The organism is Corynebacterium striatum ATCC 6940 (assembly GCF_000159135.1).
GTDB classification, from domain to species: Bacteria; Actinomycetota; Actinomycetes; order Mycobacteriales; family Mycobacteriaceae; genus Corynebacterium; species Corynebacterium striatum.
Window position 1 is genome coordinate 1 of the sequence record NZ_GG667522.1, and the last position, 12,003, is coordinate 12,003.

Genomic DNA, 12,003 nt, shown 5'->3' on the forward strand with positions numbered 1-12,003 from the left:
TTTTAGGTTAGCAAGCCGCCGAGTTGCCAACAACTCGGCGGCTCAAGCAATGCTGAGACTACAGTTTTAATCTCAGGCGAGCGCTAGCCACCAATCTTGAAGTCGCAGACGTCGCCGTCCTGCATGATGTAGTCCTTGCCCTCTTGGCGGACCTTGCCCTCGGCGCGGGCCTCGGCCATGGTGCCAGCGGCGTCGAGGTCATCAAAGGAAACGATTTCGGCCTTGATGAACTTCTTCTCAAAGTCGGTGTGGATTACCCCCGCAGCCTGCGGAGCAGCCGAACCCTGCTTGATGGTCCAAGCGCGGGCTTCCTTCGGACCAGCAGTCAGGTAGGTCTGCAGGCCGAGCGTTGCAAAACCTGCCTTAGCCAGAGTTGCCAGGCCAGGCTCGGTCTGGCCGACGGACTCGAGGAGCTCCATCGCTTCGTCCTCGTCGAGCTCAAGCAACTCGGTCTCAGTCTGGGCATCAAGGAACACGCACTCTGCTGGGGCAACGAGCTCGGCGAGCTCGGCCTTCTTCGCGTCGTCGGTAAGCACTGCTTCATCAGAGTTGAAGACGTACAGGAACGGCTTCGAAGTCATCAAGTGCAACTCACGCACGAGAGCGAGGTCGATTTCGCCGTTCTTGGAAGCAGCGAACAAGGTACGGTCATCCTCTAGGATTTCCTGCGCCTTCTTGGTGGCCTCAACGGTCTCAGCCAGATCCTTGTTCTTGCGCGCTTCCTTCTCCAGTCGCGGCAGAGCCTTCTCGATGGTCTGCAGATCGGCCAGAATCAGCTCAGTGTTGATCACAGAGATGTCGTGCGCTGGGTCAACCTTGCCATCAACGTGGATGACATTGTCATCAGAGAAAGCGCGAACCACCTGGCAGATCGCGTCTGCCTCACGGATGTTAGCGAGGAAGGCGTTGCCCATGCCCTCGCCCTTGGACGCGCCTTCCACGATGCCGGCGATGTCCACAAAGGACACGGTCGCAGGCAGGATGCGCTCGGAGCTAAAGATCTCCGCCAAGCGGTTAAGGCGATGATCCGGCAGCTCCACGAGGCCAACGTTCGGCTCAATCGTGGCGAACGGGTAGTTGGCCGCCAAAATGTCGGAACGGGTCAGGGCATTAAACAGCGTGGACTTGCCAACGTTAGGCAGGCCGACGATTCCAAGTGTAAGACTCACAGGGGCAATCCTAACGCACGCGGAATTTTTTCAGGCAAGATGGTGGGGTGAGTTCTCAATCGCCTTCCGCATCATCCATGCCGCCTTCTGGACACAAGTCTGATCTGGACCAAGCTGGGCTTGGCGATCGTTTCGATGGTTCCGTCGACGCGACATCGCTTGACGACGTCTCCCCTCACCCACCGGGAGATCAGGTCGACCGTTCCGTTGTCGTCGGCGAGGTCATCAAGTCGACCTCGCTGTGGGCTCTGCGCCTTTTTGTTATTTGTGTATTCCTCTATGCGCTATTCCGCATGGCTGGAAACTTCTGGCGCGGCATCCTGCCGATTCTGTTGGCACTCATTATCTGTACTGTGCTCGCACCTGTCGCAGGATGGCTACGGCGCCATCACGTACCGAGTTCACTTGCCGCTGTACTGACTATCCTCGTTTCCTTCAGCGGGTTGGGCGCGCTTTTCCTTTTCATTGCGCCTAACTTTGTGCGCCAATCACAGACGCTGTATCTGCAGACCGCAAACGGTATCCAGGCTCTTCGCTTGTGGGTACAACAGCCACCGTTGAACCTTAACGAGGATGAGATCGGAACCTACATCGACGAGATCGCCCTGTGGGCACAGAAGCAGGCAGGCTCCATCGCCGGCTCCGTCTTTAACGGCATCGGCCAGGCCACTTCCATGATTGTCACATTGATGGTGGTCCTGGTCCTCACGTTCTTCTTCCTCAAGGACGGCCACCACTTTCTGCCCTGGCTGCGCGAAGCCACGGGGCGCCGCACCGGCTGGCACCTCACCGAGCTTTTGACCCGCGGTTGGAACACCTTGGGCGGCTTCGTCCGCGCGCAGGCTCTCGTATCGCTAGTAGATGCCGTCTTCATCGGCATCGGCCTCGCGATTATTGGCGTTCCGCTCGCGCTGACATTGGCCATCATCACGTTTATCGCAGGCTTCATTCCTTTTGTCGGCGCCATCGTGGCCGGCGCCCTGTCCGTGACGATTGCACTGGTCTCGCTGGGAGTCACGAAGGCGTTGCTCGTCCTTCTTCTGGTCTTGGTGGTCCAGCAACTTGAGGGAAACGTGCTTTCCCCATGGCTGCAGTCCAAGGCCATGAACCTACACCCAGTGGTGGTCTTAACCTCCGTCACCGTGGGTTCTGCACTCTTCAATCTCGTAGGTGCATTCCTGGCGGTACCGGCCGCTGCCATGTTCGCGGTTGCCTACCGCTATTTCCAAGACATGATGAAGCTGAAATCCGGAGAGAAAACAGCCGAAGAACTGCACTTTGCTACCGTCGCCGGCTTCCTCATCGGTCGCTACACCCAGGAGCAGGGCGAACATAAGCGCGCCGAGTGGCTGACAATGCCGGATCACAAAGCCCCCAATGCGGCGCCTGCCGACGTCGCACACGAAGGCGTGGGAGACAGGCTCGACGACGCAGTCAACATGGATGCCCGGCCCAATAACATCGGTGACGAGGAGGCCCCTGCATCGCGCGGTGCCCGCGCCCACGTTGTTCGAGGTAGCGTCCAGCGAGCAATGTCCCGTTTCGAACACTTGTTGCATCCAGACAAGAAGGATTAAACCGGGATGTCCTGAGCACGTGCAAGGGTGGTGAGCATGTCTACTGCCTTGCCCGTGCTTTTGTTGTTTTTCGGCGTCATCCTGGGAGCCATCCTCGGATGGTTGGCACGCGCATATAGCTCTAGCTCATCCCAGCCTTCTGCCGAACACCCCGCCCTCCAGGAATCACAGCGCCGCCAGGCAGAGCTTGCCCCGCTGGAAAAGGCGATGGATAGGTTGGGCTACCAGCTGCAGGAGCTCGAGGAAAGCCGCGCCACGGAACTCGCAGCGTTGTCGAGTCAGGTCCAGGCTGTGACGCGTACTTCCACGAAGCTAACCGACAGAACCGACAAGCTGGTTGGCGCACTACGCTCGCCGAACGTGCGCGGCCGATGGGGAGAGATGCAGCTCGAGCGCGTGGTTGAAATCGGCGGCATGCTCAAGCACGTCGACTTTAATACGCAGGCCACGGCCCGAATTCAAGGCACCACGGTCCGCCCAGACCTAGTCATCCACCTCGCGGGTGGGCGCAGCGTCATCGTAGATGCCAAAGTCCCCTTCTCTTCCTATCTTGATGCCCTTGAAACCGAGGACCCGGAAGAGCATGCGGGCTATTTAAGACGCCACGCGCATCTGTTGCGCAATCATGTCCAGGCGCTGGCCCATCGCGACTACATCGAAGCCTTTTCTCCCACGCCGGAGTTCGTGGTGCTCTTTGTACCGGCGGATCCTTTCCTCGATGCCGCGCTGGGCGTCGACCCCGAGCTCTTGGAATTCGCCTTCGAGCGCAACATTGTCATCGCTACCCCGAGCACGCTCTTCGCACTTTTACGCACTGTTGCTCTGGGCTGGCGCCACGAGGACCTCTCCGAAAAGGCCAGGGAAGTCCAGAGGCTTGGCAGCGAATTCTACTCCAGGCTGGGCACGCTCAACGAGCACTACAACAAGGTCGGCCGCAGCCTGGAAAAGGCAGTCGAAGCCTACAACTCGAGTTTGGGTTCCTTGGATTCTAGAGTCGGTGTCACCGCGCGCCGCTTGTATGAGCTAGAAATTCCTGCGCGCACCGACCGACGCCCCGTGGAACCCCAGCCGGTACAGGCCGAACCACGTCGGCCGCGTTTCGAAGATTAACTATTAGGCAATTAATTTCGCCACATTCGGCCAAGAAAATACCGAAAGGGCCAGCAAAGCCTGTAGAATCGTCCGGCGTGTCACTTGCCAAAAATCGAAACCACCGAGCCAGACGTGAATCTGCCGCCGTGCACGGGCTAACGCTGCCCAAGGCCCTCTTTGGTCTGGTAGCTGCGTTAATCGTTGCAGCACTCATCACGATCGTCGTGGGTTCGATCGGCTGGCCATTTTTCGCCGTTTTCACGCTCGGCGCACTCGCCATGACTTTCTTGGTCAACCCCCGCGGGTTGTATCTCTTGGTGATCAGCATCCCCTTGCTGTTTACGGTGGCCATTGTTTCAACATCGTGGATTTTGGCCGTGCAAGCGGCACCGGAAGGGGCCTCCCCATTCTCCACTACCTCCCTTTTGACCACAGCTTTCCCATTCCTCCAGCGCTTTCCGTGGCTGATCATCGTCTTCCTTCTGTGTGCTCTCCTTGCCGTGTTTAGGCTGTGGAACGGCAAGAACAATGCCAAGTCACGCAACGTCAAAGCCCAGGTTGCCCGCCGCGCTCAACAAAAGGCAGAAAGACGCAATCGTGATGAGCGACTTTCCGTTGCGGAACTCATCGCCCGCGATAAGAAGGCGAAAGAAACAGCTCGTCAGCGCACCGGACGCCTCCGGGAAATGGACCGCGAAGAGCGCCGGCGACAGCAAGCAGTCGAGCGCGAGGCTCGCGAGCGAGCTGCGAGCGTTAGCTCGGCGGAATACGACGACTCCGATTTCGCCCCGCGTCGCCCGGATCCGCAGCGCCGCGCAGGTGACGTCGACAAGCAGCCTGCTAAAGAGCCCAAGGCCAAGCCAGCTTCTCCCCTCGACGAGAACCTCTACGAGGACTAGATTCTGCCGCGAAGCAAGAGACAGAGAAAGACCCGACTCCCCTCCTTGACTGGAGATGAAAGTCGGGTCTTTCAGTGCCTTTAGCGCGGTATCTAAGTTTCCGGCCTTAAGCCTTAGCGCCTTGTGCAGTACGTGCTGGGCGCAGCTCACGCGGCAGGGAGAACTGAATGGTCTCCGTGGACGTCGTAACCTGCTCGACGTTGGAGTAGCCGCGCTCGTCGAGGAACTCGAGGACCTCGCGCACAAGCAGCTCAGGTACGGAAGCGCCACAGGTAACGCCTACGGTCTCCACACCTTCCAGCCATGCCTCATCAATCTCGCTCGCGAAGTCAACGAGGTGGGAAGCCTTAGAGCCTGCCTCCAGGGCAACCTCGACGAGACGCACAGAGTTAGAAGAGTTCTTGGAGCCCACGACGATCATCAGATCGCACTTCGGAGCGATATTCTTCACCGACTCCTGACGGTTCTGGGTGGCGTAGCAAATATCGTCTGAAGGCGGGTTCTCCAGGTGCGGGAAACGCTCGCGCAGCTGGTTGACGATGGTGATGGTCTCATCCACCGAAAGCGTGGTCTGGGACAGCCAGATGAGCTTTTCTTCTTGGAGGAAATCAGGCAGCTTGGCGACGCCCTCTACACCATCAACGAGGTGCGTTACCTCAGGTGCTTCACCGGCGGTACCTTCGACCTCCTCGTGGCCCTCGTGCCCCACGAGCAGGATGTGGTAGCCGTCACGGTGGAAACGACGTGCCTCGTTATGCACCTTGGTCACCAGCGGGCAGGTAGCATCGAGCGTGAGCTGCTTACGGCCCTCAGCCTCAGCACGCACGGCAGGAGCGATGCCGTGAGCAGAGAAAACCAGGTGTGCACCCTCCGGTGCTTCGGAGGCTTCTTCGACGAAGATGACGCCGCGCTTGGCCAGGGATTCCACAACGTAGCGGTTGTGGACGATCTGCTTGCGGACATAAATTGGGGCGCCGTACTTCTCCAGCGCCTTCTCCACCGTCTCAACTGCGCGATCGACGCCAGCGCAGTAGCCGCGCGGTGCCGCCAGGAGAACGTTCTTGCCAGTCTCAGTCATGGCCTCCAGAGTATCTAAAAGTCGTAGAAAACAGTAGATTGGGTGGCTTATCCTCGTGCTACGAGAGAGTGTGAGGAGTACAGCACGAGTACTGCACAGCAGGGCGTGACCGGTAAATACGCCCGAGCTCGCAGCCCCGGGCGGTCACGTGTCCGGCAAGGGCAATAGACTATGAGGCATTCAACGCTGTGCAGAAAGGCTGCTTTGTGAATCAACCGGCAAACTCCCCGGAGACGCCCTGGCCCGTTGGCAAGGTCAATGACCAAGTCAAGGGCTGGATTGAGCGTCTCGGTTTTCTTTGGGTAGAAGGCCAACTGACCCAGGTAAACGTCAAACGCTCATGGAAGCTTTCTTATCTGACGTTGCGCGACGTCGAACAAGAAAAGTCCGTGCAATTAACCTGCCCCACGGACATGGTGCTGAAGATGCCCACGCCGCTCAAAGATGGCGATCGAGTAGTGGTCTACGGTAAGCCAGCTTTCTACGCTGGACGCGGTTCGTTCTCCCTGTGGACTACTGAGATCCGTCACGTTGGGGTGGGTGATCTCTTGGCCCGCATTGAGATGCTGCGCCAGCAGCTTGCAAAGGAAGGTCTTTTTGATCCTTCCCGCAAGCTGCCGCTTCCCTATCTTCCGCACAAGGTCGGTCTGATTACCGGGCGCGGTTCTGCGGCCGAACGCGACGTCTTGGCAGTGGCCAAGGACAGGTGGCCGGCCGTTCAATTCCGCGTCATCAACACCGCGGTGCAGGGTGCCAATACGGTGCCGCAGGTGATCGATGCTCTCCAGACTCTCGATGCTGACCCAGAAGTCGATGTCATCATCATCGCGCGTGGCGGCGGCTCGGTAGAAGACCTCCTCCCCTTCTCCGAGGAAGCCCTGCAGCGTGCGGTGGCATCCGCTCAGACCCCAGTGGTCTCAGCCATTGGGCACGAGCCAGACAACCCAGTGCTGGACAACATCGCAGACTTGCGCGCCGCCACGCCTACCGACGCCGCCAAGCGCGTCGTCCCTTCCGTCGCTGAGGAGTACGCCTTGATCGATGAGGCACGCTCCCGCATGGCAGCGGCCCTGCGTGGCTGGGTTGAGCGGGAAAGACGCGGTCTGGAAAACATTCGCTCCCGCCCAGTTCTGGCAGACCCAATGACGCCGATCAATGCTCGCCGTGAGGAGCTGGAGCGTTCCCGTGCATTGATAAATCGCGACATCCGCTACCTGCTGGATAAAGAAACTAATCGCATCGCAGCCTTGCGCGCGCAGGTTTCGGCGCTTGGCCCCTCAGCCACCTTGGAGCGCGGTTACTCAATCGTGCAGGTAGTCCCCCGGGATGGCTCAGGTCCTGAGGTTGTTACTTCTTATGAGCAATCGCCTCCAGGATCGCAGCTGCGCATTAGGGTTGGTGACGGTTCCATCACCGCGGCGGCCATGGCAGCTAAGCCCGCGGACTAAGCAACTAGCCATAGTTTCAAACCAAGACAGCAACCCAAGACAGCTACGAAGAACACAACCACAAGATAGAAGTTAGAGGGAAATATGAATGACACCATCGGTTCCGGCACCCCGGGCCAAGATGCTTTTCCGCCAGTAGAGCAACTCTCCTACGAGCAGGCTCGTGACGAACTCATCGAGACCGTAAAGATCCTGGAGCTCGGCCAGATGGGGCTCGACGAATCACTGAAGTACTGGGAGCGCGGCGAGGCTTTGGCCAAGGCCTGCGAGGCGCACCTTGATGGTGCAGCGCGCCGCGTCGAACAAGCACTGGGCCGTGTAGACGCAGAGTCGGAGGCTGGGGAATCACCAGCAAACAGCTACCCAGACGAGTCCCTTGAAGAAAACCCCGAGGATGAGTTCTAATGCAGATTTACGGCTACCCAGGTGACCGCGTCGATTTCGTATCCAAGTCAGGTTCCGCAGGTTCGCTCCTGTTCGGGGATCCCCGCAACCTCGCAGAGGAATTTTTCGGCACACCGCACACTGCGTCCGAAAATGAAATCTCTTACTTCTCCGGGTCTATCGTCTTAAGCTTTAGCGAGGACAAGCTGCGCTCGGTAACCATCCATCCGCAGAAGTCGAAGCGCGAGCGCGTCGATGTCTACTTAGCCAAGACCCGTTTGAGCGGTTTAGACGAAGAAACCCTCGCACAGGCAGTGGAAACTGCTGGCGAGGGCGTCACTACCAGCTACGAAGAGCAGCTGGAATCTGTCACTTTTAGTTAGTTGGTGCAGGTAACCCAGACGGAGCGCTCTCGGCGCTTCCGTCTTCGCTGTGATGAAGCACTGGGGCTTCGGCAAATGCCTTGAGCGCCGTCTCGTAGTCGGCGTCTGCGGCAGAGCCAGAAAGGATCAGTCGGGCATCGCCTAGGTCCGCAATCCACAGCGGCCGCACGTCCGCGTCTTCGCTCTCTAGAACCTTAACCTTGAGACCGGCGACTTCTCGCTCGGACTGCTCCGCACGGTAGTTAGAGTCATAACCCTTTTCAGCTTCCTCAGCAGAAACCTTGGTCTGAGTCGACTCAATGTAGCCCTCGTCAGCAGTCAACCAACTGACAACCGCCGCGTTTTCACCAGCGACAGCGGACCTACGGGCCGCGGTTGGTGACCATCCCTCCGGCATCTTCGGCTCACGAATCACCGAACCGGTTGCACGCGCTTCCATCTCCAAAAAGGTCTTGGCGTCCACGTTTTGGATTGGGCCAGGCTTGGTCTCTGGGTTGATGGTGCACAAACCGGTTGCTCCCACAACCAGAAGCATCGCGATGACGGTCACTCCCAAAGACAAGATGATGTCTTTGGCGCCCTCAAAAATTTTGGGTTTCTCTTCAGCTGCCACGCAGACCAGTATTCCATGCACACTGTTGCGTAACGAAAAGCCGCGTACTTAAAGAAGAATCACACACTCTCGAAAACCGATATGCAGCAAGTTTCCTATTCAGTTGCCCCCGGATCGGGCAAAAGCCCTCTTTCGGGGGCATAAAGCGGACTACAACTCGATGTAAAAGTGCAAGAATAGACAGGAGTGCCCTGGAAGCTCCCAGCGGCCGCAAGAAAAATGAATGGAAGGCAGCCTAAACACATGTCCGAAAACACTTCTTTCATGCCAGATCGCAACCTTGCAATGGAGCTGGTTCGCGTCACCGAGGCCGCAGCGTTGGCCTCCGGCCGCTGGGTCGGCCGTGGCAAGAAGAATGAGGGCGACGGCGCAGCTGTGGATGCAATGCGCAAGCTCATCAACTCCGTTGCCATGAACGGCGTTGTTGTCATCGGTGAGGGCGAAAAGGACGAGGCCCCAATGCTCTTCAACGGCGAAGAGGTTGGTACCGGCGAGGGCGCAGCCATGGACATCGCGGTTGACCCAGTTGACGGAACCCGCCTGATGGCGGAAGGCCGCCCGAACGCCATTTCCGTTATTGCTGCCGCCGAGCGCGGCACGATGTACGACCCATCCGCAGTCTTCTACATGAACAAGATTGCCGTCGGTCCTGCAGGTGTGGGTTCTATCGACATCAACGAGTCCGTTGAGTGGAACATCAACTCGGTGGCCAAGAAGCTCGGCATCAAGCCGGCTGACCTGACGGTTGTGGTCCTTGACCGTCCACGTCACGAGCAGCTCATCAGCGATATTCGCGCAGCTGGCGCAAAGGTCCGTCTCATCATGGATGGCGACGTCGCAGGCGCCATCGCCACCTGCCAGGACTCCAACTCCATCGACCTGATGATGGGTATCGGCGGCACCCCAGAGGGCATCATCACCGCATGCGCAATGAAGTGCATGGGCGGCGAAATCCAGGGCAAGCTGTGGCCTAAGGATGAGGCCGAAGCTGAAAAGGCTCGCAAGGCCGGTCACGACCTCGACCGCGTCCTTAAGACCGATGATCTGGTTTCTTCTGATAACTGCTACTTCGCGGCAACCGGTGTTACCAACGGTGACATGCTCCGCGGCGTCTCCTACCGTGCAAATGGCGCAAGCACCCGTTCGTTGGTCATGCGCTCCAAGTCCGGCACCATTCGTTACATCGATTCCGTTCACAAGCTGGCTAAGCTGCAGGAATACTCCGTTGTTGATTACTCCAACGCGGCCGACGCCTAAGCCTTAGCGGCAAAAGTCCTGCGGATTTTCTCCGGAAGACTCTTGCTGATGCACGCCTAACTTTTGGGGGCGTGCATCTTGCACATTTGCGCGCTTTTTAGTCCATACTGGATGAAGTGAAGCGTGCCGCCCACACCACGCACCGTGCCGGGCAACACAATTCTGCTAAATCGTATTCCGCAACCACTACTTGCAGATTCGTTCGATCCTCTTCGACGTCTGGAAGCTGTGGTGCGGACAGCTAAATAAACATCTTTATTCAACACATTCTTTTGAGGTGGATTTCATGACTGAGTACCGCATTGAACACGACACCATGGGTGAAGTGAAGGTTCCTGTTGACGCTTTGTGGCGTGCACAGACCCAGCGTGCTGTAGAGAACTTCCCGATTTCTGGCCGCGGCCTTGAGACTGCGCAGATTCGCGCCCTCGGCCTGCTCAAGGCAGCCTGCGCCCAGGTCAACAAGGACTCCGGCGCGCTCGATGCAGAGAAGGCTGATGCCATCATCGCTGCCGCAAAGGAAATCGCTGAGGGCAAGCACAACGAGGCTTTCCCGATCGACGTCTTCCAGACCGGTTCTGGTACCTCCTCCAACATGAACACCAACGAGGTTATCGCTTCCATCGCCCACAACAACGGCGTTGAGATTCACCCGAATGACCACGTGAACATGGGCCAGTCCTCCAACGACACCTTCCCAACTGCTACCCACGTGGCAGCTACCGAGGCCGCAGTCAACGACCTCATCCCGGGTCTGAAGGTTCTGCACGCATCTCTTACCGCGAAGGCAAAGCAGTTCGCGGACGTCGTTAAGTCCGGCCGCACCCACCTGATGGATGCAACCCCAATTACCTTGGGCCAAGAGTTCGGTGGCTACGCTCGCCAGATCGAGCTCGGCATCGAGCGCATCGAAGCTACCCTGCCTCGCCTAGGCGAGCTGGCTATCGGTGGTACCGCAACTGGCACCGGCCTGAACACCTCCGCTGACTTCGGTGCAAAGGTAACCGAAGAGCTCAAGAAGCTCACCGGTGTCCAGGAACTCAAGGAAGCTGAGAACCACTTCGAAGCTCAGGCGGCTCGCGATGGACTCGTTGAGTTCTCCGGCGCAATGCGCACCGTTGCAGTCTCCCTCAACAAGATTGCTAACGACATCCGCCTGATGGGCTCCGGTCCTCTGACCGGTCTCGCTGAGATCCACCTCAAGGATCTGCAGCCGGGCTCCTCCATCATGCCGGGTAAGGTCAACCCTGTTCTGTGTGAGGCTGCCACCATGGTTTCAGCCCAGGTTATTGGCAACGACGCAGCCGTCGCTTTCGGTGGCGCTAATGGCCACTTCGAGCTCAACGTCTTCATCCCAGTGATGGCTCGTAACGTACTCGAGTCCTCTCGCCTGCTGGCCAACGTCTCCCGCGTCTTCGCCGAGAAGTGCGTCGATGGCATCGAGGCTAACGAGGAGCGCATGAAGAAGTTCGCTGAGTCCTCCACCTCCATCGTTACCCCGCTGAACTCCAAGATCGGCTACGAAAACGCAGCCAAGGCAGCTAAGCACGCCCTGTACCAGAAGATGACCGTGCGTGAAGCTGTCATCGACTTGGGCTTCGTAGACGGTGAGAACCTCACCGAGGCTGAGCTGGATGAGCGCCTCAACGTTCTGTCCATGACCAACCGCGAGCGTGACCGCTTCTAAAAGCCATGACTTAGCACCGCGCTAAGACCACTAAGACCAAAGCCTTCCTTCGCCCTCAACTGAGATTCTGGGCGGAGGAAGGCTTTCTTCTTTCCCCCTGTCTGCAGACTTAGACACAATCGGAGGAATGAACTCACGAAACGTCGGCCGTAAAGCCCAAGCCGCAGCATCCGATGCTGCTAACTAAGCAGCTCGTGGCGGTGCGCCCGGCGAAGCGTCGAACTCCGGCGCCATGGCGGCCATTGCCGCGCAGCCTTTCGGCGCCGCACTTCCCATCATCACAGCCATTGGTTTCTCCCTTAATGGCTGCTACTCCATTGCTCGTGCGAAATACATCAACGAGATCTAAACCAAGGTGTGCAAACTACCCCTAGTGAAGCGTCCTGGGTTTAGTTCCGCTTCTTTTACGGCCCTGC

11 protein-coding genes and 1 pseudogene are annotated in these 12,003 nt (G+C 58.3%); 9 read left to right on the forward strand and 3 right to left on the reverse strand.

Annotated features, from left to right (window positions below; translation table 11 throughout):
- Positions 1 to 83 precede the first annotated feature (83 nt).
- Positions 84 to 1,169: a redox-regulated ATPase YchF gene (gene ychF, locus HMPREF0308_RS06540; protein ID WP_005529923.1), complete on the reverse strand. Its 1,086-nt coding sequence runs from the start codon at positions 1,167 to 1,169 to the stop codon at positions 84 to 86.
- Positions 1,170 to 1,246: 77 nt separating this feature from the next.
- On the opposite strand from ychF, the gene HMPREF0308_RS06545 reads away from it, so the two are divergent.
- The 3 genes from HMPREF0308_RS06545 to HMPREF0308_RS06555 all read left to right on the forward strand — a co-directional run bounded on the left by HMPREF0308_RS06545 (position 1,247) and on the right by HMPREF0308_RS06555 (position 4,737).
- Positions 1,247 to 2,746: an AI-2E family transporter gene (locus tag HMPREF0308_RS06545; protein ID WP_005529925.1), complete on the forward strand. Its 1,500-nt coding sequence runs from the start codon at positions 1,247 to 1,249 to the stop codon at positions 2,744 to 2,746.
- A gap of 36 nt (positions 2,747 to 2,782) precedes the next feature.
- Entirely contained in the window at positions 2,783 to 3,856 is a 1,074-nt protein-coding gene (locus HMPREF0308_RS06550; protein ID WP_005529927.1) for a DNA recombination protein RmuC, read from the forward strand.
- A 128-nt stretch (positions 3,857 to 3,984) separates the two neighbouring features.
- Positions 3,985 to 4,737 (forward strand): DUF6542 domain-containing protein, encoded by a 753-nt coding sequence (locus HMPREF0308_RS06555; protein ID WP_005529929.1) that lies wholly within the window; start codon positions 3,985 to 3,987, stop codon positions 4,735 to 4,737.
- Between the two features lie 106 nt (positions 4,738 to 4,843).
- On the opposite strand, the gene HMPREF0308_RS06560 is transcribed toward HMPREF0308_RS06555, so the two are convergent.
- Entirely contained in the window at positions 4,844 to 5,815 is a 972-nt protein-coding gene (locus HMPREF0308_RS06560; protein ID WP_005529931.1) for a 4-hydroxy-3-methylbut-2-enyl diphosphate reductase, read from the reverse strand.
- Positions 5,816 to 6,021: 206 nt separating this feature from the next.
- Here HMPREF0308_RS06560 and xseA point away from each other — a divergent pair, with 206 nt between their 5' ends.
- The 3 genes from xseA (at position 6,022) to HMPREF0308_RS06575 (ending at position 8,030) form a co-directional block, all read left to right on the forward strand.
- Entirely contained in the window at positions 6,022 to 7,263 is a 1,242-nt protein-coding gene (gene xseA, locus HMPREF0308_RS06565; RefSeq protein WP_034657173.1) for an exodeoxyribonuclease VII large subunit, read from the forward strand.
- Between the two features lie 84 nt (positions 7,264 to 7,347).
- Positions 7,348 to 7,668 (forward strand): exodeoxyribonuclease VII small subunit, encoded by a 321-nt coding sequence (locus HMPREF0308_RS06570; protein WP_005529934.1) that lies wholly within the window; start codon positions 7,348 to 7,350, stop codon positions 7,666 to 7,668.
- Positions 7,668 to 8,030, forward strand: coding sequence for a hypothetical protein (locus HMPREF0308_RS06575; protein ID WP_005529936.1), 363 nt, complete (start codon positions 7,668 to 7,670; stop codon positions 8,028 to 8,030). The genes HMPREF0308_RS06570 and HMPREF0308_RS06575 overlap by 1 nt, the downstream gene beginning before the upstream one ends.
- On the opposite strand, the gene HMPREF0308_RS06580 is transcribed toward HMPREF0308_RS06575, so the two are convergent.
- Positions 8,023 to 8,643: a DUF4245 domain-containing protein gene (locus HMPREF0308_RS06580; RefSeq protein ID WP_005529938.1), complete on the reverse strand. Its 621-nt coding sequence runs from the start codon at positions 8,641 to 8,643 to the stop codon at positions 8,023 to 8,025. The genes HMPREF0308_RS06575 and HMPREF0308_RS06580 overlap by 8 nt on opposite strands.
- A 243-nt stretch (positions 8,644 to 8,886) precedes the next feature.
- Between HMPREF0308_RS06580 and glpX the strand changes: the two genes are divergently transcribed.
- The 3 genes and pseudogenes from glpX to HMPREF0308_RS13265 form a co-directional block, all read left to right on the forward strand.
- The gene (glpX, locus tag HMPREF0308_RS06585; protein ID WP_005529940.1) at positions 8,887 to 9,900 is read left to right on the forward strand and encodes a class II fructose-bisphosphatase; all 1,014 of its coding nucleotides are present in this window, start codon (positions 8,887 to 8,889) and stop codon (positions 9,898 to 9,900) included.
- A gap of 286 nt (positions 9,901 to 10,186) precedes the next feature.
- Positions 10,187 to 11,587 (forward strand): class II fumarate hydratase, encoded by a 1,401-nt coding sequence (locus HMPREF0308_RS06590; RefSeq protein ID WP_034657174.1) that lies wholly within the window; start codon positions 10,187 to 10,189, stop codon positions 11,585 to 11,587.
- Positions 11,588 to 11,786: 199 nt separating this feature from the next.
- A pseudogene (locus HMPREF0308_RS13265) lies at positions 11,787 to 11,936 on the forward strand (DUF1206 domain-containing protein); the annotation flags it as partial.
- Positions 11,937 to 12,003: the final 67 nt, after the last annotated feature.